Source organism: Flavobacterium sp. YO64 (assembly GCF_004119505.1).
Lineage (GTDB): Bacteria > Bacteroidota > Bacteroidia > Flavobacteriales > Flavobacteriaceae > Flavobacterium > Flavobacterium oncorhynchi.
Genome location: NZ_NRQV01000003.1, coordinates 137,249 through 163,632, shown reverse-complemented (window position 1 = coordinate 163,632; position 26,384 = coordinate 137,249). Strand labels below are relative to the sequence as shown.

The following is a 26,384-nucleotide window of genomic DNA, read 5'->3' as shown; positions in this document are numbered from 1 at the left end:
ATTTTCGTATTTTTTAGAATTTAAAACCTCTGATACTAGATAATTTCTTACTTTTGATCCTAAATATAATATCACTTCGTTTTGGTTAAAAGATTTTTTTGGGTTTTGTTACTTCTTTTTCTGACTGCGTGCAGCAAAAATGAGCAGCCGATAATTTCTTTTTATTATTGGAAAACTAATCTAAAATTTTCTGAAACAGAAAGAACCGCTCTCAAAGACAATGAGGTTCATAAACTTTATGTTCGATATTTTGACATCGGACTTGATCCTCAAACCCAAAAGCCATTTCCCGTAAGTCCGGTTCATTTTTATGAAAATGTGCAGGAATTTGAAATTGTTCCAGTTGTTTTTATCCAAAATAAAGTAATGCTTGAGAAGTATTTAGATGTTGAAGATCTTGCAAAAAAGACCATTCATTTAATTACCGAAATCAACAGCAAGAATAAAATTAATTGTACCGAAATTCAAATTGACTGCGATTGGACATTAAACAGCAAAGACAATTATCTGAAGTTTATTGAGCAGGTAAAAAAGCTTTCAAAGAAAAAACTCTCGGCCACAATCAGACTTCATCAAGTGAAATACTTTAAGAAAACTAAAATTCCGAATGTTGATAACGGTGTTTTGATGTTTTATAATATGGGAAGTATAGCGCCAGATTCATTAAACTCTATTTACAGTCGAAAAATCTCTGAGAAATATCTTAAAAGTTTAAAGAAATATCCGCTGCATCTCGATTATGCACTTCCTATTTATTCGTGGGCAATTCATATCAGGAATCAAAAAGTTTTAGGTTTGCGTTCGAAATTAAATGTCAGCGAACTCAAAAAAGATAAAAACTTCGAGCAGATTAGTTCTATATTTTTTAGAGTAAAACAATCTAATTACAAAAACGGTGTTTACTACGAAGAAAATGATCTGCTGAAAACAGAGACAATTTCTCCCGAAGATTTAAAAGAAATGGCTGAAGATTTAGACGATAATAAAGCGCAGTCTCCAAAAGAAATTATATTTTACGATTTAGACGAATTCAATTTAAACAATTATGAGAAGAATATTTTTAAGCAAGTTATTTCTTGGTTTTAGTGCGGCTTTCCTTTTTGCATATGGAATAATTTATGCTTGCGCAGATGGTGATTGGGATTATTTTGGGGCTTATAACTCCAATTTTACTCCAGAAACTTTTGCAGATAAATCCTATTCGCCGCTTTTTTTGTCAGGCGGTATTTTCTACGGAATTGGTTTTGATACCCAGCATAATTCACGTTTCAATAAAGACATAAAATCAGATTGGGCAGCTTATCTTAAAGGAAAAATAGATACTACGACAGTAAATTATTTTTTAATTGGTGATGAGAAGCCAAATTATTATTCAGATAATAAAAATAAGATTAAGAATAAGGAAGAAATCACAGATCTTCATGTGTATTATAAAGCCAAAAAAGAAAATGCTTCGTCTTTAAAATGGGGAAAAAAGATGCCATTGAAAGATGAAAAAGTAAAAAACTTTGTTGAGTTTTTGTATTTGGCACAAAAAATAGAAACTGTTTCAATTAGTGAAGATCATTGGAGTTACGATCCCGTTGTGGCAAAAACGTTCAATGATGCTAAAATGATTCAGTCAATCGAGAATGTTTACAATACTTTGTCTGATCCGTTCTTAAAAAACAGATATTGGTTTCTTACTATGAAAGCTCGTTTTTACAGTAATAATAAGCAAAAAGCAATTGAGTTTTTTAATAAGACAGAAAGCTCAGTTCCTAAAAACACGTTGTATTACCGCGCACTTTCATACGTTGCCGGAATTAATCATAAACAAGGAAAATATGCCGTTTCGAACTATTTGTATGCACAGGTTTTTGATAAATGTCCTGAATTAAGAGTCGTAACAGCCTATAGTTTTGCTCCAAAAAATGAAACAGACTGGAATAAAGCGCTGACAATGGCAAAGACTAATAAAGAGAAAGCGGCACTTTGGGCTATTCACGGCTATTATAAAGATGAAAAACAGGCAATCGAGAAAATTTGCGAATTAGATCCAAAAAGTGAACATTTAAATTATTTGGCGACTAGATTGGTAAACGGACTTGAACAGTCTATAAATAACTCGTTTCAGAAGGATGGCGGAGAAAACCAGCCCGTAAAAAAGTTGACTGTTGCGGAAAATAAAACAGAAAATCAAGTTAAGGTTGATAAAAAAGCGCTGGATTTAATTGCTAAAATTTCGGCAGCAGGAAATACAGATAGACCTTATTTATGGGATTTGTCGCTTGGGTATTTACAGACTTTAAAAGGGGATTATACAAATGCGGATAAGAATTTTGATAAAGCGGTAAAAACGCTTCCAAAAACGGAATTGGCAGGAATGCAGCTTCGTTTATTGCGTTTTGTAAATAACTTAAGCAAAATTGATAAACTAACGGATAAAAACGAGAAAACAATTCTAGCGGATTTGAATTGGTTGTATTACGAACTTCCAAAAAACTATAAAGGACAAGAATTTCGTTATCAAAATGCTTCTTCATGGAGCAGAAGTTATTTGTCTACGCTTTATAGAGAAAAAGGAAATCTAGTTTTAGCTGAGATTTTTGGCGAATCTCGTTACAGCTATTGGAATGATGGAAATGCTTTTTATGATGACGAGAAGAATTTACAAGGAATAAAAACGTTTTTGTCTAAGTCTAATAAAACTGAAATCGAGAATATTGGTGCGGGAATTTATAGTTTGAAATTAAAAGATATTAATAATTTTCAGGCAGTTCAGGCAACTTTCAAAAACAAAATTCCAGAAGCAATTGAATTTTTAAAGCAGACAGATTCAGTTCAAAACTCTAAATTTTTAGGAAATCCGTTTAACGGAAGCATAAAAGATTGTCACGATTGCGATCACGCCGCTTATCAAAAAAGAAAATATACACAATTGGATTTCTTAAATACAATAAAAGAAATGCAGGATAAACTGGCTAAAAACGAAGATGTTTATACCAATAGTTTATTATTAGGAAATGCATTTTATAATATTTCGCATTTTGGAAATGGAAGAACTTTTTACGAAATTACTATTGTAGGTTATGGTTCAAGTCCATATTCGTTTAGAGATTCTATGAAAAAGATGATTACAGATTGCAGTGTTTCTAAAATGTATTACCAAAAAGCATTACAGGCAGCATCTACAAAGGAGCAGAAAGCAAAATGTGTATATTTAATCTCGAAATGTGAACGAAACGAATATTATAATACAAAATACAATAGTGTTAGATATTGGTGGGATGCCAATGACGATAAAATAAACTTTATCGCTTGGAATGGATTTAAAACACTGCAAAAAGAATATTCGGATACTAAATATTATCAGGATGTAATTGCAGAATGTGGTTATTTTAATACTTATGTAACTCAATTAAAATAAGATGGTAAATAAAATAGAACATATTGGAATTGCCGTAAAAAATATGGACGATGCAAATGTATTGTTCGAGAAACTATTGGGCGTTCCATCGTACAAAGAAGAAACGGTAGAAAGTGAAGGCGTTTTAACTTCTTTCTTTCAAACTGGAACGAACAAAATCGAACTTTTGATGGCGACGAATCCAGAAAGCCCGATTGCAAAATTTTTAGAAAAAAAAGGTGAAGGAATTCATCACATCGCTTTTGATGTTGAAGATATTCATGCCGAGATTTCACGACTAAAAGAGGAAGGTTTCGTATTGATAAATGAAGTTCCGAAGAAAGGAGCTGATAATAAATTGGTGGTTTTTCTGCATCCAAAGAATACAAATGGCGTTTTGGTTGAGCTTTGTCAGGAAATTAGATAAAAAAAGATACTTTTTTTATTCTCAATAATGTCTTGAAAATCAATCTTGTTTTTAAAACATGGGCTTTGAATTAAAATTAAATGCAAATCATGTCTTAAAATATTTGGAGTGAATGAAAAATAGTAGTAATATTGCATCCTCTAAACCGGTCCTATAGCTCAGCTGGTTAGAGCACCTGACTCATAATCAGGTGGTCCCTGGTTCGAGCCCAGGTGGGACCACTTATTTAGAAATAGAAAGCCTTTACAGCAATGTAAAGGCTTTTTTGTTTTTAGGCCGCAATTAATATAAATGTTTGTAAGTTGTAATTCTTGTAGGTTTTTTTATTTACATTTCGAGTATATTAATTTTAGAAAACATCTTGTATAGATGTTTTAGAATTTAAGAATAGTTGTTAATTATAGGATTAAAATTGTGGCGATAAGGATATTAATGATGACTGATTTTATTTGGTATTATAAACTATAGGTTTGTTGGAAATTCATTTTTTTAATCTTAATTTATTATATTAACTTTTTACCTAGCCTAACTTATGAACTTAAAAAAAATTATTTTAAAAAATTTTCGTTGTTATGACAATTTAGAAATTGAGTTTGATCACTTGAATGCTTTTATTGGAAAAAATGATATTGGAAAATCTACTATTTTGGAGGCTTTGGACATTTTTTTTAATTCTAAACCATCCAAGTTAGATATTCGGATAGGTTCGGTAGGTCCTATGGAACTTGTATGTGTTTTTGATAATCTTCCTGATGAAGTAATTTTAGATGATACTGCAAAGACGTCATTTAAAGAAGAATTTTTATTAAATGATGATGGCGATTTAGAGATTATTAAAAGATATTCTAATCCGACATTAACTGAAAAGATTTTTATTAAATGTATGCATCCCACTGCACCTGAGGTTAGTGAACTACTCAATTTGAAGCTTCCGTCATTAAAAGTGATGGCTGGAACACTACAAGTTGATTTGGAAGATGTGAATAAAAGAGTAAATAAGGAAATTAGACAAGCAATAAGAAGTCAATTTCCGTCGGCAATAGCTTTGCAAGAAATTCAAGTTGAAGGAGGTTTGAATGCGGAGGATAATAGAAAAAAAATATATGCAAGTTTACAGAAGTATTTGCCCATTTATTCACTTTTTAAAGTAGATAAGGAGTTGACTGATGGAGATGAAGATGTTCAAAATCCTATGAAAACAGTAATTTCAAAGGTTTTAAAAGACGAGGAGATTTTTGCTATGCTGGAAATTATTAAAGAGAGAGTAAAAGAAGATTCCACCAAAGAAGCCGATAGAATTGTTGAAAAATTGAAAGAAATTGATGAGCAGCTTGCACAAAATTTGAAATCGACCTTTTCAAAAGAACCTGCTTGGAATACGATTTTTAAACTAAACTTAGAAAATGAGTTAGGAATTCCTTTAAATAATAGAGGTAGTGGTATTAGAAGACTTGTGTTGTTAAGTTTTTTCAGAGCTCAAATTGATAAGGCTAGATTTGAAAATAGTAATTCCCCAAATGTAATTTATGCTTTAGAAGAGCCAGAAACTTCACAGCACCCTAATCATCAACTTTTAATTATCAAATCACTTATAGAACTTTCTCAATCGGATAATTCTCAAAGTTTTATTTACAACACATAATTCAAATTTAGCTCAGTTAATTCCAAAACACTCTTTGCGCTATATTTATATTAAAGAAGAAGGTAAAATTTTAGTAAGAAAGTGGGGTCAATAAAGATGGTACGGATAATGTTGAAATTTTGAATAAAATTATTCAAACATTAGGTATTTTACCAGATCCTTCTAAGACTGTCAAAATTATTTTGAGCGTTGAAGGTCCTAATGATATTTCTTATTTAATTCATATTAGTAAAATATTAAATTCAGAAGATCCCTCTATTATTTGTTTAAAACAAGAAGAAGAAAAAGGGACTTTAATATTTAATATACTTGGAGGTGGAAATCTTAAGCATCATGTTGAGAATAGATATTTCAAGAGGCTTAATGTATTTGAATATTTAATAGTAGACCGTGACGAAGATGGGAAATATGTAGAATTTGCGAATAAGATGAAAGAGGATGATAACAGTGATTCTGCTGTGACAGTAAAATTGATGATGGAAAATTATCTTCACCCTCAGGCTATAGAGGAGCATTTTGATGTATATGAAGAATATCTTGATGATAAAATTAATTATGATCATATTAACACTGAAGAAAATTATTTAAAACCACTAATTAGCGAATTAAAAAGGGTAAGGTATTCTAGAAGTAGTGATTCTAAAGTTAAGAGTGAATTGAATAATAGTGCTGTTCAGAAAATGACAACAGCTAGATTAAAAGAAATTGGAGGATATGAAGAAATTAAATCATGGCTTGACTTTATTAAATTTAAAATAGAAAATTAATTTTTATCATATTGTGTAATTTTGAAGTATCTAATTTTTTTATTTGAATGATGATTAAAAAGTTAGATAAAAAGAGAGTGATGAAATTACAAAAGAAAGAATTATAGTTGTTTAATGAAACACAAAGCCTTTACAGCAATGTAAAGGCTTTTTTTTGTTTTTGGGCTTTTAGGTAAGTCATTGAAATTTCATTGTTTAATTAAAAATGAATTAAATTTATACTGCAAAGACAAATTTAATCAGGACAAGACAATGGATAATTTAACGCCTGAACAACGGAGAAAAAATATGCAGGCTATAAAAAGCACCGCAACCAAAGACGAAGTTAGAATTGCAAAGGCTTTATGGCGGCTAGGCTATAGGTATCGAAAGAATAATAAAAAGGTATTTGGTAAGCCTGATTTGACTTTTGCAAAGTATAAAATTGCCATTTTTATAGACAGCGAATTTTTTCACGGTAAAGATTGGGACTTAAATCAAGAACATATTAAGTCGAATCGTGAATATTGGATTCCTAAAATTGAACGAAATAGGAAACGCGATGCTGAGGTTAATGCTTATTTAATTTCAGAAGAATGGAAAGTAATACGTTTTTGGAGTAAAGAAATTCAGAAAGAACTAGATACTTGTTTACTGAAAATTCAAGGAGAAATAGAAAATTCAAAGATCAAAAGCCAAGAGAAATAGGGTTTAGGCGTTTTTCTTCTTTTCGACTTTTTCGATAACTTTAGAAATCTCATTGGCTAATCTTTCAATAACAGGCATGCTTACCGAATTTCCTGCTTGTTTGTATAAGTTAGAATTTGAAATAGAAGGAAGTTTAAAGCTGTCTGGAAAACCTTGAAATCTAAAACATTCACGAGGCGTTAGTTTTCGAAATCCATGATCTGTTATAATAATTGGAACATTATGTCCGCCAGTTCCCATGTTTGCAGTCAAAGTTGGGCATAAACCAGCTTTGTTTTCTCTAACATAATGTCTCCTGAATTGATAAATTTTGCCTTTATCGACAATAGATTCTTTTAGCGTATTGTACATGTATTTATCTTCGCCATAATAAAACTTATCCGGTACTTTTTCGGTAAGAATTAAATCTTTTACTGTGGTAGTCAGATTTTCTTTTTTGGGAAACTCAAATCTAAACTTTTTGTTATTGACAAAGTTTTTGTCAAAAGCAACCATAAAAAGCCTTTCCCTGTTATGAGGTGTGTTCCCAAAATCTTTAGTGTTTAAAATAGCGCTGTCAAACGTGTAGTTTCGTTTTTTTATTTCGCTTTCGATAACCTTAAGAGTATTGCCATTGTCATGTCCTCTTAAGTTCTTAACGTTTTCAAGGAAAACAACCTTAGGTCTCATTTCGTCAATAAAATCAAGGATTTTAAAAAAATGATTTCCCCTTCTGTCCTCAAAACCTTTTCTGTGTCCCGCAAGCGAAAAAGGCTGGCAGGGAAATCCAGCTGTTAAAATATCTATTTTTTCAAGAGAACTTAAATTTAAGTTCATTACATCTCCTTCAATTAAATTGTGTTCGAAATTTGATTTGTAAGTTTTGCATGCATGTTTGTCAAATTCATTGGCCCATTTTAGATTAAAACCAGCTTTCTTAAAGCCTAGACATATGCCGCCTACACCTGCGTACAAACTTCCAACTGTAAATTTATTCTCCATTATTTGTTTGGCTAAAGGAATGATGTCTTGCGCTTTTTATTCTGTATTATTTCTTGCAAATATATTAATTAGAGTATAGTTGATGATGGTCAGGGCTTAAAAAGAAAACGTATTTTATTTTTCAATCTCGTACTTTACAGTTCTTTCTGACTTATTTAAAGTAGATGTGTTTTTTGAAACTTTATTCTGTGGGAAGTTTTTAAGTTTCATGATGCTAAAAAGTGTTTTAAAAGATCTAAAAGGAAAACAGTTGGGAAATTTTGTGTTTTTTATAAAATACGCATATATTTGATGTAAGAATTATATTATATATAAATTTATTGGATAGGTGGGACTGTTTTGGCTTATCAATGTTGCTTTTTTGTAAAAGATTGCTTTTTGGCAATGAAATTTGAAATTTATGAGAATTGTAAGAACTGTTTGGCTGGTCTTTTTTTTGATAGTATTTAACCCGATATATATATTGGCAGAGGAGATGCCACCTCCGCCGCGTGCTGGAGATGCTAAGCCTCCGCCGCCAACAAAAGTGCCAATTAATGAGGATCTTTCTTTTTTAATTGCAAGCGGATTAATTCTAGGAATAACAATTATATATCGAAATAAAACAAAAAAAGCTTCAATTTAATTTGAAGCTTTTTCGTTTTGAATTTTTTCTAAAACTATTTGTTTATTGAATAAAGTCTTGAAATGTATTTTCCAACAACATCAAACTCTAAATTTATTTTAGAACCAACCTTGAAATTTTTGAAATTTGTATTTTCAAAAGTATAAGGAATAATAGAAACACTGAATTCGTTGGTTTTAGAATTTACAACCGTCAGACTAACTCCGTTTACTGTTATAGAACCTTTTTCGATTGTAATATTGCTAAGATTTGCGTCGTAATCGAAAGTGTAATTCCAACTTCCGTTAGCCTCTTCAATTTTTGTGCATGTACCAGTTTGGTCAACGTGACCTTGTACGATATGTCCGTCAAGACGGTCGCCAAGTTTCATGCCTCTTTCTAGATTTACAATATCATTAACCTTCCAATCGCCAATATTGGTCTTTAAAATAGTTTCTTCAATTGCAGTAACCGTATAAAATGAATCTTTTATAGCGACTACTGTAAGACAGATTCCGTTGTGCGAAACACTTTGGTCAATCTTTAATTCGTTTGTAATAGAAGAGTCGACAGTTACATGTAAGTTGTTTTTGTCTTTTTGTATTTCGTGAATCCTTCCTAGGGTTTCTATAATTCCTGTGAACATTGTGGTTTTATTTTACTAAATTTGCACATCAAAATTAGTAATAAATAAGCTGAGCTCATGAATAAAAAAGCAGAAAATATAATTGTTGGAATTTCAGTTGGAGATTTAAACGGTATTGGAAGCGAAGTTATACTAAAAACATTTGAGGATTCTCGAATGTTGGAATTGTGTACACCGGTTATTTTTGCAAATGCTAAAATTCTATCCTTTGTTAAAAAAAGTTTTACTTCGACTGTTCAGTTTCATGGAATAGATAAATTAGATCAGATTGTTCCAGGAAAAGTAAACGTGTTTAATCTTTGGAGAGAAGGAGTTGATATTAACTTAGGAACTAATGATGAAAAAATAGGAGAGTATGCTATAAAATCATTTGTAGCAGCAACAAAAGCTTTAAAAGAAGGTTTGGTTGATGTGCTTGTTACGGCTCCTATAAATAAATACAATATTCAATCTGAAGAATTTAAATTCCCAGGTCATACCGATTATCTAGATCAAGAGTTAGAAGGTAATGCTTTAATGATGATGGTTCAGGATAATTTAAGAGTAGGTTTGTTAACAGATCATGTGCCTATAAGTGAAGTTTCTTCTCATTTAACAGAAGAATTAATTACAAGAAAGATTGAAACAATTAGAAAATCTTTAATTCAAGACTTTAGTATCGTAAAACCAAAAATTGCAGTTTTAGGATTAAATCCGCATTGCGGCGACGGCGGAGTGATTGGAAAAGAAGATGATTTAGTTTTGAAACCGGTTTTGAAAAAAATATTCGATTCTGGAACTATGGTTTTCGGACCATTTTCTGCCGATGGATTTTTTGGAAGCGGTCAATATGAGAAATATGATGCTGTTGTAGCGACTTATCACGACCAAGGATTGATTCCGTTCAAAACATTGTCTTTTGGTAAAGGAGTTAATTATACAGCGGGTTTAAATAAAATTAGAACATCACCGGATCATGGAACTGGTTATGATATTGCTGGAAAAGACATGGCAGATTTCAACTCGTTTAAAGAGGCTGTTTATCTTGCGCTTGATATTTTTCGCTCGCGTAATCAGTATGAGGAGATTAGCCAAAAACCTCTTAAAATAAAAGAAAAACAGTTATAAACAAAAAAAGGTGAATAAGATTATTAGATTTATAATAATTTTATATCTTTGCACCCCAATTCAGATATGTAGTTTTATATTCGGATTGTACAAATTGATGTTGAAATGAGCAAAACAAAAGAATTTTTAATTCCTTTTATAGGGTTAAAGCTGGGAAAACACCATTTTGAGTATCAAATAAATAACACGTTCTTTAAAGACTTTGACTATGAAGAGTTTCAAAGTTCTGAAATTAAAGTGAGTTTGGTTTTCGAAAAGAAAAGCAACATGTTAGAGTTAGAATTCAAACATAAAGGAACTGTAAATGTACCTTGTGATCTAACAAGTGAAGATTTTGATCTTCCTTTAAAAGGGAAAATGAAATTGATTGTTCGCTTTGGAGATGAATTCAATGATGATAATGAAGAGTTGTTGATTTTACCGCATGGAGAGCATGAAGTGAATGTAGCACAATACATTTATGAAATGATAGCGCTTTCAGTGCCTCAAAAACGAATTCATCCAGGCGTTAAAGACGGGACTTTACAGACCGAAGCTTTAACAAAGTTGAATGAATTAAGTGTAAAAGAACAAAAGGAAGAGAGTAAACAAGAAGAAGATATTGACCCGCGTTGGGAAAAATTAAAGAAACTATTAACGGATAAATAATATAGTAAAATGGCACATCCTAAGAGAAAGACCTCGAAAACAAGAAGAGATAAGAGAAGAACACATTATAAAGCTACTGTAGCTCAAATCGCTACATGTCCTATTACTGGAGAAGCACATTTATACCACAGAGCTTACTGGCATGAAGGTAAAATGTACTACAGAGGGCAAGTTGTTATCGATAAATCTGAAGCGGTTGCTTAATACGTTTTTGTAAATTATACTAGAACTCTCACATAGTGAGAGTTTTTTTTGTTGGTTATAATTTTCGTTTTTTAAGAAAATACAGGCAAATTCGTTTTGATTTTTTTTGTAATTTTCAAGTCTTTTAAAAATTTTTCAAATAACAATATTTGAAAGGAAATAATAGAATATAATGAATACAATCACAGCCGCAATTACCGCTGTTGGAGGATACGTTCCAGACTTTGTGCTTTCTAACAAAGTGTTGGAAACAATGGTAGAAACCAATGACGAATGGATTACCACTCGTACCGGAATTAAAGAAAGAAGGATTCTTAAAGATGCTGACAAAGGAACATCGTACCTTGCTATAAAAGCAGCACAAGATTTGATCGAAAAAGCTAATATCGATCCTTTAGAAATTGATATGGTTATTATGGCAACAGCAACACCAGATATGATGGTGGCTTCTACAGGAGTTTATGTTGCAACAGAAATTGGAGCAACTAATGCATTTGCTTATGATTTGCAAGCAGCTTGTTCAAGTTTCTTATACGGAATGTCAACTGCTGCGGCTTATGTACAATCTGGAAGATATAAAAAAGTACTATTAATTGGGGCAGATAAAATGTCATCAATTGTAGATTATACAGACAGAGCAACTTGCATTATTTTTGGTGATGGAGGCGGTGCTGTTTTATTTGAGCCAAATTATGAAGGCTTAGGTTTACAAGATGAGTATTTAAGAAGCGATGGAGTAGGTCGTGATTTTCTTAAAATACCAGCTGGAGGGTCTTTAATCCCAGCTTCAGAAGATACTGTAAAAAACAGACAACACAATATTATGCAAGATGGTAAAACAGTATTTAAATATGCTGTAACCAATATGGCAGACGCAAGCGAGTTGATCTTGAAAAGAAACAATCTAACAAATCAAGATGTTGATTGGTTAGTGCCTCATCAGGCAAACAAACGCATCATTGATGCAACTGCAGGAAGACTTGAACTAGAAGAGTCTAAAGTATTAGTTAATATTGAAAAATATGGTAATACAACTTCAGGAACATTACCTTTGGTACTTTATGATTTTGAGAAACAACTCAAAAAAGGAGACAATATTATTTTAGCTGCATTTGGCGGTGGATTCACTTGGGGATCTATTTACCTAAAATGGGCTTACGATAAAAAATAAATCAAAACTAAAAACGAGTCATTATGGATTTAAAAGAAATTCAAAACCTAATCAAATTTGTAGCCAATTCGGGAGTTGCAGAAGTGAAGTTAGAAATGGATGATGTAAAAATCACGATCAGAACAACTTTAGAAGGAAATGTAACAGAAACTACTTATGTACAGCAATTGCCAGCTCAGGCAGCATTACCACAAGCAGCTGCACCGCAAGTAACAGCGCCAGTAGTTGTAAATGTAGCGGCTGAGCCACAAGCTCCAGCTGAAAATTCTAAATTCATAACGATAAAATCTCCAATTATTGGAACATTTTATAGAAAACCATCTCCAGACAAACCAGTTTTTACTGAAGTAGGAAGCACTATCGCAAAAGGAGATGTTCTTTGTGTAATTGAAGCAATGAAATTATTCAACGAAATCGAATCAGAAGTTTCAGGAAAAATTGTTAAGATTCTTGTTGACGATATGTCTCCAGTTGAATTTGATCAACCTTTATTCTTAGTAGATCCATCATAAATAAATTTAGATTTTAGATTTTAGATTTTAGATTGATCTGCCAGAATTAATACAGACATCTAAAATTATCTAATTATCAAATTGTCTAATTATCTAATTAAAATAAGATGTTTAAAAAAATATTAATTGCGAATAGAGGAGAAATTGCACTTCGTGTAATTCGTACTTGCAAGGAAATGGGAATCAAAACTGTTGCAGTTTACTCTACAGCAGATGCAGAAAGCTTGCACGTTAAATTTGCTGATGAAGCGGTTTGTATTGGACCTCCTCCAAGTAACTTATCGTATTTAAAAATGTCAAATATTATTGCTGCTGCAGAAATTACAAATGCAGATGCAATACACCCAGGATACGGTTTTCTTTCTGAGAATGCTAAATTCTCAAAAATTTGTCAAGAGCATGGAATCAAATTTATTGGTGCGGCTCCTGAAATGATCGACAGAATGGGAGATAAAGCTTCTGCAAAAGCTACAATGAAAGCGGCAGGAGTACCATGTGTGCCAGGTTCAGATGGATTATTAGAATCTTACGAACATGCACTAAAAATAGCTAAAGAAATTGGTTATCCAGTTATGATGAAAGCTACTGCTGGTGGTGGTGGAAAAGGAATGCGTGCTATCTGGAAAGAAGATGAACTTTTAAAAGCTTGGGAAAGTGCACGTCAAGAAGCTGCTGCAGCTTTTGGAAATGACGGAATGTACATGGAAAAACTTATTGAAGAGCCACGTCATATCGAAATTCAAGTTGTTGGAGATTCTTACGGAAAAGCGTGTCACCTTTCTGAAAGAGATTGTTCTGTACAACGTCGTCACCAAAAACTTACTGAAGAAACACCTTCACCTTTCATGACAGATGAACTACGTGCTGCAATGGGAGAAGCTGCTGTAAAAGCTGCTGAATTCATTAAATACGAAGGAGCTGGAACTGTAGAATTTTTGGTTGACAAACACAGAAATTTCTATTTCATGGAAATGAATACACGTATTCAGGTAGAGCATCCAATTACGGAACAAGTAATTGATTACGATTTGATTCGTGAGCAAATTATGGTTGCTGCCGGAATTCCAATTTCAGGAAAAAACTATTTACCACAATTACATGCTATTGAATGTCGTATTAATGCCGAAGATCCTTATAATGATTTTCGTCCTTCACCAGGAAAAATTACTACGCTTCATATGCCAGGAGGACACGGAGTTCGTTTAGATACTCATGTTTATTCAGGTTATAGCATTCCGCCAAATTACGATTCAATGATTGCTAAGTTAATTACAACTGCACAATCTCGTGAAGAGGCGATCAGTAAAATGAGAAGAGCTTTGGATGAATTTGTTATTGAAGGTGTAAAAACTACAATACCTTTCCACAGACAATTGATGGATGATCCTAAATATATTGCAGGAGATTACACAACTGCTTTTATGGATACTTTCAAAATGAATCCAATTCAAGAATAAATAAGTAAAGCTGTCGATTTCGACAGCTTTTTTTTTAATCTATATCATAAACCCGATAAGTTTACTTGTCGGGTTTTGTTGTGTTATAGGGTTAAGTAAACACAAAAAGTGTTTACTTTTTACACACTATATAATTGATTTACACACTATTCGTATTTTTTGTATTTTTGTGTATTCAGTGTTAACCTGCTGATAATAAGTGGTTTTACTGCTTTGGGGTTTGGTATTTGGTTTACGGCACGATAGTTTCTTTATCTAAAGTGTAAAACAACTATTAATTACTAAATATATACATTATGAAAAATCTATTTTTATCAGCCGCAATTGTTTTAGGAAGTTTAACTTCATTTGCTTCAACTAGTCCAGTTACAAACACTATTGTAAAAGTTATCTCGATTGAAGACGAATATACAGAGATTAAACTAGAAGAGCTTCCAGCTCCTATTACTGAAGCTTTGAAAAAAGCATATCCAGATGCAGTAATTACAAAAGCATACAAAAACGAGAAATCTGAATACAAATTAGACGTTACAGTAGGAGAAAAAGTAGGGAATCTTTTCGCTAACGCTGACGGAACTTGGATTAAAAAATAATCCCTAAAGAGTATTCTCTTGAAAATTCGAATTAGTAATACTAAGATTAAATTAACAATATTAAAATATCACTACCATGAAAAATTTATTTTTATCAGCCGCAATCGTTTTGGGAGGTTTAACATCATTTGCTTCAACTTCGCCAATTTCAAATACAATCGTAAAAACAATTTCAATTCAAGACGAATACACTGAAATTAAACTTGAAGAAGTTCCATCTGCAGTAACAGACGCTCTTAAAAAAGCGTATCCAGATGCAATACTTTCGAAAGCTTTTAAAAATGCAAAATCAGAGTATAAATTAGATGTTACTGTAGGAGACAAAGTAGGTTCTCTTTATGCTAACGCTGATGGATCTTGGATCAAAAAATAAGTCAAGTCAACTTTAAAAAAATATAATTATGAAAAAGTTAATCTTATCGGCAGCTATCCTTTTAGGAAGTTTGTCAATTCAGGCAGAAAATACTGTTGCGGCAAAATCAGCTGTAAACACAGTAAATTATCAAGATGAGTATAAAGAAATTGATGCCGTTCCGGCAGCAATCAAAACATCTTTAGACGAAGCTTATCCAGGTGTAAAATTGGAGAAAGCATTTGTAAACGATAAAAAAGAGTACAAAATTGAAATCACTGTTAGAGGTGAAAAATCAACTGTGTACACAGATGCGACAGGAAAAATTATTAAAAAGTAACCATAAAAACTAAGCATTATGAAAAAGTTAATCTTATCTGCAGCACTTATTTTAGGAGGTTTGACATCTCAGGCGGCAATTTCGAATCAGTCAGTTTCTGTTATTGAAACAGTAAACATTCAAGATGGATACACTGAAGTTACAGCAGATGCTGTTCCGGCAGCAGTGAAGTCAACAATCGAGAAATCTTTTCCAGGTACTAAACTTGAAAAAGCGTACAAAAACGATAAAAATGAGTACAAGCTTGAAATTTCAAAAGAAGGTAAGAAATATACTTTTTTCACTGATGCTTCAGGAAATATCATTAAGAAATAATTAAAAACAGAGCACTATGAAAAAGTCAGCCCTAGCAGTAACTATTATTTTAGCGAGTTTGTCACTTCCTGCTTTAGCAGAGACAACTTCAAATAAAGTACAAATGTCAATTTCGGTACAAACAGAATATACCGAGATTACTTCAGAAGCTGTTCCGGCAGCTGTAAAAACCGCTCTGCAAACCGCTTATCCAAATGCAAAACTGGAGAAAGCTTTTGTTAATGATAAAAAGGAATACAAACTAGAAATATCGGTTGGTGACCAGAAGGCTACTGTTTTTTCAGATGTCAATGGCAACTGGTTGAAAATATAATTAGGTGAAATTAGATTTATGTTTTTGGTGAAAAGAGATTGCAGCGTGCAATCTCTTTTTTTTTGCATAACTTTGTGAAAATACAATTTTAATAGTCTTATTTTAGCAAAAAAGTCCCTAAAAACAAATGCCAAAGATTTTATTGATAGAAGATGATATTTCGTTTTGTAAACTGCTGGAGAAATTTCTAGTAAAAAAACAATACGAAGTAACTATAGCATTCTCTGCTGCAGAAGCAAGATCAGCAATTAAAACTGAATCGTTTGATTTAATTTTGACAGATCTTCGCCTGCCTGATTCTGACGGCATAGGGCTTATGTCTGAATTTAAAAATTCTCATCCTCAAATTCCAGTTGTATTAATGACTGGATATTCTGATGTAAATACAGCTGTAAAAGCAATAAAGAATGGCGCTGCCGATTATATCTCAAAACCATTTAATCCAGATGAGGTTCTCCTTGTCATTACAAATGCGCTGCAGGTTCCTGAATCTGAATTTGAAGATGAAGCACCTGTTAAAGAAAAAAAGCGAGTAAAAAAGGCAGTATCAACTGAAAATGAATTTGTAAAAGGAATTTCGGTTGCTTCAAAAAAACTATTGGATCACATTCAATTAGTAAGTCCTACAGATATGTCTGTTTTAATTATCGGCGAAAGCGGTACCGGAAAAGAAATTATTGCCAAAAGTATTCACCAGCAAAGCCATCGAAAGAATAATAATTTTATTGCAGTAGATTGCGGAGCTATTCCCAAAGAGTTAGCGGCTAGTGAATTTTTTGGACATCTAAAAGGATCTTTTACGGGAGCAATTAGTGATAAAATGGGGTATTTTGAAGCCGCAAACGGAGGTACACTTTTCTTGGATGAAATAGGAAATCTTTCTTATGAAAATCAAATTCAATTATTACGCGCACTTCAAGAGCGAAAAATAAAACCTGTTGGAAGCAATAAAGAAATAAACGTTGATATCCGAATCATTACTGCTACAAATGAAGATTTACGTGAGGCAGTAAAAAACGGTGATTTTAGAGAAGATTTATACCATAGAATCAATGAATTCTCCATTCAGTCTCCATCTTTAAAAGATCGTGATGAAGATTTAATGGTTTTTGCGGATTATTTTCTTGAAAAAGCAAATCAGCAGTTAAATAAAGATATTATAGGATTTTCTCCAGAAGTTGTTACTATATTTCAAAATTACAACTGGCCGGGTAATTTACGCGAATTACAAAATTGCGTTAAACGAGCTACACTTTTGTCTCAAGGAGATTTTATAAAAAGTGATGTATTGCCGGCTGAATTCTTTCAGACTCAAAAGCAGCAAAATACTGGAGGTTCTTTTTCATTATCTGATAACGAAAAAGAAGCCATTATTCAGGCGCTGAATAGAACTCAAAACAATAAATCAGAAGCCGCAAAACTGCTTAAAATTACCAGAAAAACACTTTACAATAAATTAAAACAATACAATATAGATTAGACTATTTCTTGTTGTAAAGCGTTAAACAGCAGATCCCTTTTGATTTTTAGATCCTGATAAATGTCTTTTACCTGTTCAATTTCAAGATCATTTTGTTCCAGTATTTTTAGAATAGCTCCAATTTCTCGTGCTTCAATCTGTTTGAACATAGGCGCAATTCGATGAGCGATTGCTCGAATATCTGTAATGTTTTCTTCTACAATAGCATTTTCAAGAGCCGTAAAATTCTCATTACTGCTAGCCATGAAAGCTTTTAAAATGTCTTTTAAAGCATCATTATCATGACCCAAAAACTCTTTTAGCGTTTTTAAAGAATACAATTGTGCAGCTGTTTCTTCAACTTCTTGCTCATTTATTTCTGTATTTGGAAGTCTGTCATCAGCCAAGATAGACTGAATTGTTTCTATTAGTACTTTTGGCGAATATGGTTTCTTGATTACCGTCGTAAATCCAGCTTCGGTGTAAACAGACGCTTCTAAATCTGTTCTTCCTGTCAAAGCTATAACAGGTTGGTTTTTGTACAATCCTTTTTCAGAAGTTAGGAGCTTTTTCAAAAACATAAAACCATCCATTTCAGGCATCTGAATGTCGGTAATAACAAAATCAAAAGGCGTATTTTGAATAGTTTCCAATGCTTTTACGGCGCTGTTAAAGGATAAAACTTCATGCTTTTCTTGTCGAAGCACACCGCTTGTTAAATTCAAAAGATTAGTATCGTCATCAATTACAATAAAAGTTAGTTTTTGCGTAAAACCAAGTTTTGGCTTTTCGTTTTGTTCAACAGTATTAGTACTGCTGTCAAACTGCAGAGGAAGTTTGATTTTAAATGTGCTTCCTTTTCCAAACGTACTTTCGAGTTTTAAACTTCCACCAAGAATTGCAATTATTTTTTGGCAGATTGACAGACCTAATCCTGTACCGCCGTATTTCTTTTCAATGTTTTCATTGGCCTGTGCAAACTCTTCAAAAACTAATTTTTGATTGCCTTTTTCGATTCCAATACCAGTGTCTTCAATTGTAATTGCAAAAGAGTTTTCATCATCAGTACAATATGCGCTGATCTTAATAAAACCTTCTTCGGTAAATTTAAAGGCATTACCAATAATATTGGTTAAAATCTGTTTTAATCGAAACGGATCGCCAACGATTCTTGTTTTTAATTTTTCGTCAACATTTATAATTAAATCAATGTTTTTTTGCTCGTAAACAGATTGAACACTTTTGGCAGTGTCTTCAATAATTTCAGTTAAAGAAAAAGGAACCTTTTCGATAGTAATTTTTCCAGCTTCAATTTTAGAGAAATCTAATAAGTCCTGAACCAGTTGTGTAATATATTCAGAAGAATTTTTGATGTTCTTAATAAAGTAAGATTGTTTTGTGTTGACATCAGAATTACCCAAAAGTTCAGAATAGCCCACAATGGTGCTCAAAGGAGTTTTTAAATCATGGCTTACTGTCGAAATTAACTGCTCTCGGCTTTTTAATAAATTTTTAGTTTTAAAATTCGCAATTTCAAGCTGTTTCTTATACAATTGCGATTTTGAGTAATCGCTTACAATTAAAATCGAAAAGAAAATAGTCAATATTAATCCTATAATGGCAGAAGCAGTCACAATTTCATTGACTTTGCGTAATGATTTTTCTTTTAGCGAATTGTTTTTTATCGAATTAATAATGATCTCTCTTTCGATAATTCGAAGAACCTTTCTAAGTTGCTCAGAAATGGCAATTTCGTTTTTTAATAACTTGTTTTCCTCAAAATTTAAAGATTCCTTTTTCTTTTCAGCCTTCAATTTTACGTTACTCAACAATTTCTTCGAATTGGCCAAAATAGAATCAGAAGCTTGTTTGCTCAAAGTATTAGTACTGTCATCAGGAATATTTTGGTTCAGATAATCTACATATTTTTGAAGTACATTTCGCTGATAACTCCCTAATTGATTTGGGTTTTTGCTAAAATCCTGAAGCTCCAGTTTTCTAAGCTTAAACTCCATTTTAGTGATTTCATCAATTGCAGTATTTACAGAAACTTCATCATCAGCTTTGTTTTTTATAGTTTTTAACTTGCGGATGTTTTCTGTTTTTTCAGATAATAAATATGTAACGCTGTCTAATAGAACTTTTTGATATTCAGTAGTAACAATTTGTTTTAAAGTATCAATTCTTGCTCTTAAAGAATCCGTTTCGATAAGATAATTTTTAAAATCACTTTCAGAATTGGTTTGAATTGTTTTTCGCGCTAAACTTTCTGTTTTATAAACGTTTGAAAATAGTTTGCTGACTCTTAAAATTTTAGTTTTTTCAAAAGCAATTTTATCTTCCAATTTATTGTAGACTACATTTTCAGAGTATAAAAACCATCCAACAGTAACGACCAAAGCCAGTAATGCAACATAACTGAATAAGACTTTTAGTGCTGTATAACTTTTTTTACTCTCCATAAATATTTAGGTGTAGATTGAGGAAGTGTTTGAGATATTGGAATTATCTGCAATTTATTCAAAATTTCGATCTCAAAAAAGCAAAAACAGTCCAAATGTTTATATAATTAAACAGTCTTAAAAAGAAATCAGCCTCAGATTATATAAATATCTGAGGCTGATTTTTTGTTTTTATTTTGAGATTAAAGAGTTTCGTTTAACCATTTAAAGAATTCACCTTGCCAAACTTGAGCGTTTTGAGGTTGTAAAACCCAGTGATTTTCTTCAGGGAAATAAACAAATCGGCTTTTAATTCCTCGCAATTGTGCCGCTTGAAACGCCTCTTGTCCTTGTCCGATTGGCACACGGAAATCTTTCCCGCCTTGGAAAATCAAGATAGGTTTGTTCCATTTTTCAACCATAGTGGCAGGGTTAAAAGTCGTATATGCTTTTTGTGCAACAGCATTGTCTTTTTCCCAATAAGCACCGCCAAAATCCCAGTTGTTAAAGAAAACTTCTTCAGTAGTTCCCAACATACTTACCGTATTGAAAACACCATCATGAGCGATGAAAGTTTTAAAACGGTTTTTGTGAATTCCTGCTAAATAAAATACTGAATATCCACCGTAGCTCGCACCAACACATCCTAAACGGCTTTTGTCGACATAGCTTTCTTTAGCAACATCATCAATTGCAGAAAGGTAGTCATCCATAACCTGTCCGCCCCAGTCTTTACTAATTTGCTCATTCCATTCAACACCATGACCAGGCATTCCACGACGATTTGGCGCCACAACAACATAACCTTTTGCTGCCATTAATGAGAAATTCCAACGGAAAGAATACGATTGTGTCAATGCACTTTGAGGTCCGCCTTGACAGAATAATAAAGTTGGATATTTTTTTGAAGCATCAAAATTTGGAGGTAAAATTACCCAAACCAACATTTTTTTACCGTCAGTTGTAGTAACATAACGTTTTTCAGTTTTGCTTAAAGTAAGTGTTTTGTAAGTGTCAGTATTTACATTTGAAAGTTGCTTCCAAGTGTTTTTCTTCAAGTTAAAAGAAAAAATCTCTGGTGCGTGATTCATGTCATTTCTAGTTACAATAATATCATCACCAGCAAATCCTACTAAATCATTTACATCAAAATCACCTTTTGTTATTTGGCGAACAGTAATTGCAATTCTTGTTAACCCAGGAAAATTAACGCTTAAAAGTTGTTTTGTACCATCAACAGGCGCAACAAAAAATACATTTTTCCCGTCTTTACTCCAGATAAAATTATCTACAGTTCCATCCCAGTTTGCCGTTAAGTTAGTTTTGATTCCTTTAAATTCAACAATAATATCGTTTTTATCAGCCTCATAGCCATCACGTTTCATTTGCAGCCAAGTTAAATTTCCTGTTGGAGAAAATTGTGGTGCAGTGTCATAACCTAAGTTGCCTTCAGTTCTGTTAGTTGTTTTTTGAGTTTCTAAATTGTACTCATAAATATCGGTATTCGTAGAAACCGCATAATCAGTTCCTGCTTTTTTCTTGCACACATACAAAATGCTTTTTCCATCAGGAGACCAGATATAATCTTCATCACCGCCAAAAGGTTTTTGCGGAGAGTCAAAAGTTTCTCCTTTCAAAATGTCAATTCCTTTAGCGCCGTCTTTGTTTTCCTTATAAAAAACGTGGTTAAATTTACCTACGTTCCAAGTATCCCAATGACGATAATCTAAACCATCATAAATTTGTGCGTCAGATTTATCAAGTTTTGGATAAAAATCTTTACCTAAAACCTTGTCAATTTTTACTTCTTCATTGTACACTAAAAATTTTCCGTCAGGCGAAATGTTTTTATCAGCCAAAATCGCTTTTGTATCCGTAACTTCAGTTGCATTACCACCGCCTACAGGGATAGTGTAAAATTTAGAATGCGATTTGTTTTCTTCTACAGAAGGAGTAGAAACCTTGAAAACAACATTTTTTTCATCTTTCGAAAGACCAAGTGCACTCACTCTTCCTAATTTCCATAACAATTCTGGCGACATTACATTTTGCCCGATAGCGTTTAAACTCATCATTATTAAGGTTGTAAATAATACTTTTTTCATAATAAAAATTCTATTTTTTGTGGGGCTAAAAATACGAATTTAAAATTCCAAAATTTGTTAAAGTTTATCATCCATTGTCACCATGAGCGAAGTCAAAGGACCTTCGTTCCCAAAAGAGGCTTCGACTTCGCTCAGCCTGACATTTGGATAGAGATCTAAAAACGGAATCTTTAAAATTTTGTTCGCCACGAATTCACAAATTTTTTATTGTCAAAGACTAACAAAAAAATAATTCGTGAATTACTTCGTCTGTTCGCTATCGCTCGAGTCGTGGCGAATAAAAAAACATTATTTTTATAAAAACTCTGAAGATGGAACTAAGTTATTGGGAATTAAAGAACTGGTTTACAAATATTGATTACACAATTGTAGGCAGCGGAATTGTTGGGCTGCATGCTGCTTTGCGCTTACGCGAAAGATTTCCTGCTTCAAAAATTCTAGTTATAGAAAGAGGAATGCTGCCGCAAGGTGCAAGTACAAAAAATGCTGGTTTTGCTTGTTTTGGAAGTCTTTCGGAAATTATGGATGACTTAAAAACAAATTCAGAAGGAGAGGTTGTGGGTTTGATCGAAAAACGTTGGAAAGGACTGCAATTACTCCGGAAAAGATTAGGAGATTCTGCAATTGATTTTAAACCTCACGGCGGATATGAGTTGTTTTTGAAGGAAGATGAAGCTGGTTTTAATGAATGTATTTTGAAAATGCCTTTTATTAATGAAATTTTAAAACCCCTTTTTAAAGCAGATGTTTTTTCTAAAGAAACGGATCGATTTGGATTTGAAAATACTCAGGATTATTTGGTGTTTAATCCATTCGAAGCACAGATAGATACTGGAAATATGATGCAGGAATTATTGAAACAAGCTGTTTCTGCAGGTATTTTAATTTTAAATCAGCAAACGGTAACCTCGTATTTTGATGCAGGAAATTATGTTGAGCTTGTTCTAAATGATTTTAGTTTTAGATCTAGTAAAGTACTTTTTGCTACAAATGGTTTTGCAGGTTCTTTGACAAAAGGAGAAGTAAAGCCTGCGAGAGCACAGGTTTTAATTACTGAACCCATAAAAAATTTGGACATAAAAGGAACGTTTCATTTAGATCGTGGTTATTATTATTTCAGAAATATAGACGATCGCATTTTGTTAGGAGGAGGTCGAAATCTCGATTTTGAAGGCGAAACAACAACGGAATTTGGACAGACGAAAATTATTCAAAATAAATTGGAGGAGTTGTTGAAAAATGTAATTTTACCGAATCAGGATTTCAAGATTGCACACCGCTGGAGTGGGATTATGGGAGTCGGAAATAGTAAAAGTTCTGTTGTTGCTCAACTTTCTGAAAACGTGTTCTGTGGAGTGCGTTTAGGCGGAATGGGAGTGGCGATAGGCAGTTTAATAGGAACAGAATTAGCAGATTTAATATAATGGCAATCAAAAAAGCAGAACCCAAAAAAACAACCGCAAGCAAACCTAAACCTAAAACAGCTTCTAAGAAGACAAATCGTTCTTTTGGAGAAAAAGTAAAATGGTTTTTTATTAAACTATGTCTGTGGTTTTTTGGAATCTCGATTGCATCGGTTGTGTTTTTTAAATATGTGCCAGTGCCTTTTACGCCTTTAATGGTTATTCGAGCAATCGAAAATAAAATGGCTGGAAAAGAAGTTTACTTTGATCACGATTGGGAACCAATTGAAAAAATTTCAATGAATTTACAAAAAGCGGTTATCGCCAGCGAGGATGGAACTTTTTTAAGCCACAATGGTTTTGATTTTAAGGCACTTCAAAAAGCTTATAAAAGCAATGAACGCGGACGCCGAATTCGAGGCGGAAGTACAATCTCACAGCAAACTGCTAAAAACGTTTTTTTATGGCAGGGAAAAAGCTACTTCCGTAAAGGACTAGAAGCTTATTTTACTGTTTTAATCGAATTAATTTGGGGCAAAGAGCGTATCATGGAAGTGTACTTAAATAGTATCGAAATGGGAGATGGCGTTTATGGTGCTTATGCCGCAACCGAACATTGGTACCGTCGTGATGCTTCAAGTTTAACGCCAATGCAGGCAGCCGGAATTGCAGCAATTTTGCCAAATCCAAGAAAATTTAAAGCTACAGGTTCGTCAAGTTATATAAACCGTAGAAAAGAAAGAATCGTACGCGAAATGCGTGCCGTTGGAAAAATTAATTATAATGGGAAGTAAAAACATAATTTTTGCATTTCTCATTTTAACGGCATCTTTGACTTTTGGTCAAGGTAAAAAAACAGAAATTGGTTTCATATCTGATAATGATTTATATACATCATCAAAAAATGATATGTATTATACCAATGGTTTAGAGCTTTTTTATCGATTTCTGTCTAAAAACGACAATGAAAAAATCAACAAAAAAATTTCTGAAGTTAGAATAGGACAATATATTTATAATCCGAGATTTATAAACAAAGAGGCAGTTAATGTAAATGACCGTCCATTTACCGCATATCTTTTTGCCGAAGCAGGAAAAAGTTTTTTTTATCAAAGCGAGTCCATTTTAAAGACCGATTTTCAGGTGGGTTTTATAGGGCCAAATGCTTTAGGGAGAGAAACTCAGGAAGGATTTCATAAAATTATTGGATATAAAAAAGTGTATGGCTGGGAAAATCAGCTTCATAATGCTTTTGCAGTACAGGCTCATGTAATGTATTCAAAGAAACTATTTCCATCAAAACATAATGATTTTGCAGATCTTCATTGGCAGTCAGACGCCAATTTAGGAACTATTTTTACAGGTGTTTCAACAGGTTTTATGACTAGGATTGGTTTTAAAAAACTGCTTCCGCTTTACGATTCAAATATGCATGATGCTTCGATGAGTGCACAAGTACAACCAAATATTAGAGAATTCTATTTTTATGCTATGCCAAGCGTTAATTATCAGTTTTATGATGCCACAATCGAAGGCAGTATGTTTAATGATACAAGTCCTATAACTTTTGATTTGGTGCCGCTTCGTTTTAATGCCGAATTTGGGTTGAAATACCGCCATAATAATTTCAATATGTCGTATTCATTTATTTATCGAGGTCGTGAATTAGAAGGCGATGTTAATGATACCAATAGAGGATATTTTTTTGGTTCGATTAGAATGGGGTTTTTGTTGAAGTAGTATCTTTTTATATATAGTATCTATTAATGACGATTATCACATTGAATATTAATTTCTTCATTTGATTTGTCGATTACAGAAATACTTGGACAGCTAAAAGAAAGATATTCGAAACCAAAAACAACGTCAGGTTTGTTTTTAAAAAGTTTTCCAGTCCATTGCTCAATAGAATCTTCTCCATTTTCATAATTTAACGGAGCCGGTGATGTGCCTTCGCTTTGACTGAAAAGTTTTTCGATTATAACATCTTTTGTTTTTGAATCAACGACTAACAAACGTCTGCCATAAATTGTTTTATTGCTGTCTAGGTAGTCTTGTAAAAAATACTCATAGCTTTCTGTTTTGTAAAAATACGTATTGCCCATTATTGTACCCTTCAGCAAAGCACGGTCGTTATTTTTCAGTGCTTTAGATGGATAATCTTTTTTTGCCATTTTTTTCCACGAAATTGGCTTCAAGCGTTCTTTCGAAAACGGATTTTCTTTGCCTACATATACTAAAGCATTTCTGTAATACTCGCTGAATCCGTTTAAAAGTTTTTTGTTGATTTCGAAACCAATCATATAATCATAATTACGATACGGGCCGGCATCTCCAATAGAATATAAATTTAGCATCGCAGCAGTTTTTAGATTTTTTACTAAAAAAGACGCAAGTTTGTTTTTGGCATAATCATAAACAAACAATGAATCGGTTTCAGAAATATTGGTTTTAGATAAAAATCTTTTTCTGTAGTTTTTGGCAAAGGTGAAATATTGAGCATCGGCATCTGCCATTTTTTCAAGGTTGGGTAAAACAAGCGTGTCCTTTTCGTCGTCTACAGGATAAATATCTGAAAGAGAAACAAAAGCAATATCACTGCTGTCTTTTGGCATAACAGTAAATAAATAGATGCTTTCCTTTCTTGAAGTTTCTTCAGCTTGAAGAGTATCAGTTTCAGCTGCCGTCTGTTCTGTTACTTTATGAAGTGTACTTGTAGTGTTTTCTTTTTTATTACAGGCAGATAATAAAATTAAAAAAGCGCTTGATAAAAAGAACAATCTTGTTGTCATTGTTTAAATATGATTTTGAGTTTCGATGTG

At 32.7% G+C, this 26,384-nt stretch carries 28 protein-coding genes and 1 tRNA gene; 23 read left to right on the top strand and 6 right to left on the bottom strand.

Annotated elements, in window-relative coordinates; all coding sequences use genetic code 11:
* Positions 1-105: 105 nt before the first annotated feature.
* The 7 genes from BOW57_RS03360 (at position 106) to BOW57_RS03330 (ending at position 6,911) form a co-directional block, all read left to right on the top strand.
* On the top strand, positions 106-1,086 hold the full coding sequence (locus BOW57_RS03360) for a hypothetical protein (RefSeq protein ID WP_241687370.1): 981 nt from the start codon (positions 106-108) through the stop codon (positions 1,084-1,086).
* Positions 1,046-3,409, top strand: coding sequence for a hypothetical protein (locus BOW57_RS03355; RefSeq protein WP_129053035.1), 2,364 nt, complete (start codon positions 1,046-1,048; stop codon positions 3,407-3,409). The genes BOW57_RS03360 and BOW57_RS03355 overlap by 41 nt, the downstream gene beginning before the upstream one ends.
* A gap of 1 nt (position 3,410) precedes the next feature.
* Positions 3,411-3,815 carry a methylmalonyl-CoA epimerase gene (gene mce, locus BOW57_RS03350; protein ID WP_089054694.1) on the top strand — a complete coding sequence of 135 codons (405 nt, stop codon included), beginning with the start codon at positions 3,411-3,413 and terminating at the stop codon, positions 3,813-3,815.
* Between the two features lie 147 nt (positions 3,816-3,962).
* Positions 3,963-4,036: transfer RNA gene (locus BOW57_RS03345), tRNA-Ile, on the top strand.
* Positions 4,037-4,347: 311 nt separating this feature from the next.
* Entirely contained in the window at positions 4,348-5,457 is a 1,110-nt protein-coding gene (locus BOW57_RS03340; protein WP_129053034.1) for an ATP-binding protein, read from the top strand.
* A gap of 119 nt (positions 5,458-5,576) precedes the next feature.
* On the top strand, positions 5,577-6,224 hold the full coding sequence (locus tag BOW57_RS03335; protein WP_129053033.1) for a hypothetical protein: 648 nt from the start codon (positions 5,577-5,579) through the stop codon (positions 6,222-6,224).
* A 252-nt stretch (positions 6,225-6,476) separates the two neighbouring features.
* Entirely contained in the window at positions 6,477-6,911 is a 435-nt protein-coding gene (locus BOW57_RS03330; protein ID WP_129053032.1) for a very short patch repair endonuclease, read from the top strand.
* A gap of 3 nt (positions 6,912-6,914) precedes the next feature.
* On the opposite strand, the gene dcm is transcribed toward BOW57_RS03330, so the two are convergent.
* Complete coding sequence (gene dcm, locus BOW57_RS03325) at positions 6,915-7,892, bottom strand: DNA (cytosine-5-)-methyltransferase (protein ID WP_129053031.1); 978 nt, start codon at positions 7,890-7,892, stop codon at positions 6,915-6,917.
* 400 nt (positions 7,893-8,292) lie between these two features.
* On the opposite strand from dcm, the gene BOW57_RS03320 reads away from it, so the two are divergent.
* A complete protein-coding gene (locus tag BOW57_RS03320; RefSeq protein WP_129053030.1) occupies positions 8,293-8,517 on the top strand; it encodes a hypothetical protein in 225 nt (74 codons plus the stop codon).
* Positions 8,518-8,551: 34 nt separating this feature from the next.
* Here the strand turns inward: BOW57_RS03320 and BOW57_RS03315 are convergent, their stop codons facing one another.
* The gene (locus tag BOW57_RS03315) at positions 8,552-9,142 is read right to left on the bottom strand and encodes a riboflavin synthase (protein ID WP_089057047.1); all 591 of its coding nucleotides are present in this window, start codon (positions 9,140-9,142) and stop codon (positions 8,552-8,554) included.
* A gap of 57 nt (positions 9,143-9,199) precedes the next feature.
* Here BOW57_RS03315 and pdxA point away from each other — a divergent pair, with 57 nt between their 5' ends.
* The 12 genes from pdxA to BOW57_RS03255 all read left to right on the top strand — a co-directional run bounded on the left by pdxA (position 9,200) and on the right by BOW57_RS03255 (position 17,634).
* Complete coding sequence (gene pdxA / locus BOW57_RS03310) at positions 9,200-10,249, top strand: 4-hydroxythreonine-4-phosphate dehydrogenase PdxA (protein ID WP_089054365.1); 1,050 nt, start codon at positions 9,200-9,202, stop codon at positions 10,247-10,249.
* Between the two features lie 105 nt (positions 10,250-10,354).
* Positions 10,355-10,897, top strand: coding sequence for a DUF177 domain-containing protein (locus BOW57_RS03305; protein ID WP_089054364.1), 543 nt, complete (start codon positions 10,355-10,357; stop codon positions 10,895-10,897).
* 9 nt (positions 10,898-10,906) lie between these two features.
* On the top strand, positions 10,907-11,101 hold the full coding sequence (rpmF, locus tag BOW57_RS03300) for a 50S ribosomal protein L32 (RefSeq protein ID WP_008465217.1): 195 nt from the start codon (positions 10,907-10,909) through the stop codon (positions 11,099-11,101).
* A gap of 172 nt (positions 11,102-11,273) precedes the next feature.
* Complete coding sequence (locus tag BOW57_RS03295) at positions 11,274-12,272, top strand: beta-ketoacyl-ACP synthase III (RefSeq protein ID WP_129025070.1); 999 nt, start codon at positions 11,274-11,276, stop codon at positions 12,270-12,272.
* Positions 12,273-12,295: 23 nt separating this feature from the next.
* Positions 12,296-12,784 (top strand): acetyl-CoA carboxylase biotin carboxyl carrier protein, encoded by a 489-nt coding sequence (gene accB / locus BOW57_RS03290; RefSeq protein WP_089054362.1) that lies wholly within the window; start codon positions 12,296-12,298, stop codon positions 12,782-12,784.
* Positions 12,785-12,891: 107 nt separating this feature from the next.
* The gene (accC, locus tag BOW57_RS03285; protein ID WP_089054361.1) at positions 12,892-14,241 is read left to right on the top strand and encodes an acetyl-CoA carboxylase biotin carboxylase subunit; all 1,350 of its coding nucleotides are present in this window, start codon (positions 12,892-12,894) and stop codon (positions 14,239-14,241) included.
* A 296-nt stretch (positions 14,242-14,537) separates the two neighbouring features.
* Positions 14,538-14,834, top strand: coding sequence for a hypothetical protein (locus tag BOW57_RS03280; RefSeq protein ID WP_089054360.1), 297 nt, complete (start codon positions 14,538-14,540; stop codon positions 14,832-14,834).
* Positions 14,835-14,910: 76 nt separating this feature from the next.
* Positions 14,911-15,207, top strand: coding sequence for a hypothetical protein (locus BOW57_RS03275; protein ID WP_129053029.1), 297 nt, complete (start codon positions 14,911-14,913; stop codon positions 15,205-15,207).
* 28 nt (positions 15,208-15,235) lie between these two features.
* Complete coding sequence (locus BOW57_RS03270; RefSeq protein WP_129053028.1) at positions 15,236-15,526, top strand: hypothetical protein; 291 nt, start codon at positions 15,236-15,238, stop codon at positions 15,524-15,526.
* Positions 15,527-15,544: 18 nt separating this feature from the next.
* Positions 15,545-15,841: a PepSY-like domain-containing protein gene (locus tag BOW57_RS03265; RefSeq protein WP_129053027.1), complete on the top strand. Its 297-nt coding sequence runs from the start codon at positions 15,545-15,547 to the stop codon at positions 15,839-15,841.
* Between the two features lie 16 nt (positions 15,842-15,857).
* Positions 15,858-16,154, top strand: coding sequence for a hypothetical protein (locus BOW57_RS03260; RefSeq protein WP_129053026.1), 297 nt, complete (start codon positions 15,858-15,860; stop codon positions 16,152-16,154).
* A gap of 127 nt (positions 16,155-16,281) precedes the next feature.
* Complete coding sequence (locus BOW57_RS03255) at positions 16,282-17,634, top strand: sigma-54 dependent transcriptional regulator (RefSeq protein WP_129053025.1); 1,353 nt, start codon at positions 16,282-16,284, stop codon at positions 17,632-17,634.
* Here BOW57_RS03255 and BOW57_RS03250 read toward each other — a convergent pair.
* From BOW57_RS03250 to BOW57_RS20945, 3 genes are all read right to left on the bottom strand, one after another.
* Entirely contained in the window at positions 17,631-20,075 is a 2,445-nt protein-coding gene (locus BOW57_RS03250) for an ATP-binding protein (RefSeq protein WP_129053024.1), read from the bottom strand. The two genes, BOW57_RS03255 and BOW57_RS03250, sit on opposite strands and share 4 nt — an antisense overlap.
* A gap of 182 nt (positions 20,076-20,257) precedes the next feature.
* Positions 20,258-22,159, bottom strand: a complete 1,902-nt coding sequence (locus BOW57_RS03245; RefSeq protein WP_129053023.1) for a S9 family peptidase — start codon at positions 22,157-22,159, stop codon at positions 20,258-20,260.
* 57 nt (positions 22,160-22,216) lie between these two features.
* A complete protein-coding gene (locus tag BOW57_RS20945) occupies positions 22,217-22,348 on the bottom strand; it encodes a hypothetical protein (RefSeq protein ID WP_256371860.1) in 132 nt (43 codons plus the stop codon).
* Positions 22,349-22,470: 122 nt separating this feature from the next.
* Here BOW57_RS20945 and BOW57_RS03240 point away from each other — a divergent pair, with 122 nt between their 5' ends.
* The 3 genes from BOW57_RS03240 to BOW57_RS03230 are packed head-to-tail and all read left to right on the top strand — an operon-like array spanning position 22,471 to position 25,302.
* The gene (locus BOW57_RS03240; protein ID WP_129053022.1) at positions 22,471-23,583 is read left to right on the top strand and encodes an FAD-binding oxidoreductase; all 1,113 of its coding nucleotides are present in this window, start codon (positions 22,471-22,473) and stop codon (positions 23,581-23,583) included.
* Entirely contained in the window at positions 23,583-24,356 is a 774-nt protein-coding gene (mtgA, locus tag BOW57_RS03235; protein ID WP_129053021.1) for a monofunctional biosynthetic peptidoglycan transglycosylase, read from the top strand. Before BOW57_RS03240 ends, mtgA begins: the two co-directional genes overlap by 1 nt.
* On the top strand, positions 24,346-25,302 hold the full coding sequence (locus BOW57_RS03230; RefSeq protein ID WP_129053020.1) for a lipid A deacylase LpxR family protein: 957 nt from the start codon (positions 24,346-24,348) through the stop codon (positions 25,300-25,302). Before mtgA ends, BOW57_RS03230 begins: the two co-directional genes overlap by 11 nt.
* 23 nt (positions 25,303-25,325) lie before the next feature.
* Here the strand turns inward: BOW57_RS03230 and BOW57_RS03225 are convergent, their stop codons facing one another.
* Complete coding sequence (locus BOW57_RS03225; RefSeq protein ID WP_129053019.1) at positions 25,326-26,354, bottom strand: oxidoreductase; 1,029 nt, start codon at positions 26,352-26,354, stop codon at positions 25,326-25,328.
* Positions 26,355-26,384: the final 30 nt, after the last annotated feature.

Bases quoted from the DNA above. Each gene is read 5' to 3' on its own strand.
- BOW57_RS03355 (WP_129053035.1), top strand. From the start codon at position 1,046: ATGAGAAGAATATTTTTAAGCAAGTTATTTCTTGGTTTTAGTGCGGCT.
- mce (WP_089054694.1), top strand. From the start codon at position 3,411: ATGGTAAATAAAATAGAACATATTGGAATTGCCGTAAAAAATATGGAC.
- BOW57_RS03340 (WP_129053034.1), top strand. From the start codon at position 4,348: ATGAACTTAAAAAAAATTATTTTAAAAAATTTTCGTTGTTATGACAAT.
- BOW57_RS03330 (WP_129053032.1), top strand. From the start codon at position 6,477: ATGGATAATTTAACGCCTGAACAACGGAGAAAAAATATGCAGGCTATA.
- dcm (WP_129053031.1), bottom strand. From the start codon at position 7,892: ATGGAGAATAAATTTACAGTTGGAAGTTTGTACGCAGGTGTAGGCGGC.
- BOW57_RS03320 (WP_129053030.1), top strand. From the start codon at position 8,293: ATGAGAATTGTAAGAACTGTTTGGCTGGTCTTTTTTTTGATAGTATTT.
- BOW57_RS03315 (WP_089057047.1), bottom strand. From the start codon at position 9,142: ATGTTCACAGGAATTATAGAAACCCTAGGAAGGATTCACGAAATACAA.
- pdxA (WP_089054365.1), top strand. From the start codon at position 9,200: ATGAATAAAAAAGCAGAAAATATAATTGTTGGAATTTCAGTTGGAGAT.
- BOW57_RS03305 (WP_089054364.1), top strand. From the start codon at position 10,355: ATGAGCAAAACAAAAGAATTTTTAATTCCTTTTATAGGGTTAAAGCTG.
- rpmF (WP_008465217.1), top strand. From the start codon at position 10,907: ATGGCACATCCTAAGAGAAAGACCTCGAAAACAAGAAGAGATAAGAGA.
- BOW57_RS03295 (WP_129025070.1), top strand. From the start codon at position 11,274: ATGAATACAATCACAGCCGCAATTACCGCTGTTGGAGGATACGTTCCA.
- accB (WP_089054362.1), top strand. From the start codon at position 12,296: ATGGATTTAAAAGAAATTCAAAACCTAATCAAATTTGTAGCCAATTCG.
- accC (WP_089054361.1), top strand. From the start codon at position 12,892: ATGTTTAAAAAAATATTAATTGCGAATAGAGGAGAAATTGCACTTCGT.
- BOW57_RS03280 (WP_089054360.1), top strand. From the start codon at position 14,538: ATGAAAAATCTATTTTTATCAGCCGCAATTGTTTTAGGAAGTTTAACT.
- BOW57_RS03275 (WP_129053029.1), top strand. From the start codon at position 14,911: ATGAAAAATTTATTTTTATCAGCCGCAATCGTTTTGGGAGGTTTAACA.
- BOW57_RS03270 (WP_129053028.1), top strand. From the start codon at position 15,236: ATGAAAAAGTTAATCTTATCGGCAGCTATCCTTTTAGGAAGTTTGTCA.
- BOW57_RS03265 (WP_129053027.1), top strand. From the start codon at position 15,545: ATGAAAAAGTTAATCTTATCTGCAGCACTTATTTTAGGAGGTTTGACA.
- BOW57_RS03260 (WP_129053026.1), top strand. From the start codon at position 15,858: ATGAAAAAGTCAGCCCTAGCAGTAACTATTATTTTAGCGAGTTTGTCA.
- BOW57_RS03255 (WP_129053025.1), top strand. From the start codon at position 16,282: ATGCCAAAGATTTTATTGATAGAAGATGATATTTCGTTTTGTAAACTG.
- BOW57_RS03250 (WP_129053024.1), bottom strand. From the start codon at position 20,075: ATGGAGAGTAAAAAAAGTTATACAGCACTAAAAGTCTTATTCAGTTAT.
- BOW57_RS03245 (WP_129053023.1), bottom strand. From the start codon at position 22,159: ATGAAAAAAGTATTATTTACAACCTTAATAATGATGAGTTTAAACGCT.
- BOW57_RS03240 (WP_129053022.1), top strand. From the start codon at position 22,471: ATGGAACTAAGTTATTGGGAATTAAAGAACTGGTTTACAAATATTGAT.
- mtgA (WP_129053021.1), top strand. From the start codon at position 23,583: ATGGCAATCAAAAAAGCAGAACCCAAAAAAACAACCGCAAGCAAACCT.
- BOW57_RS03230 (WP_129053020.1), top strand. From the start codon at position 24,346: ATGGGAAGTAAAAACATAATTTTTGCATTTCTCATTTTAACGGCATCT.
- BOW57_RS03225 (WP_129053019.1), bottom strand. From the start codon at position 26,354: ATGACAACAAGATTGTTCTTTTTATCAAGCGCTTTTTTAATTTTATTA.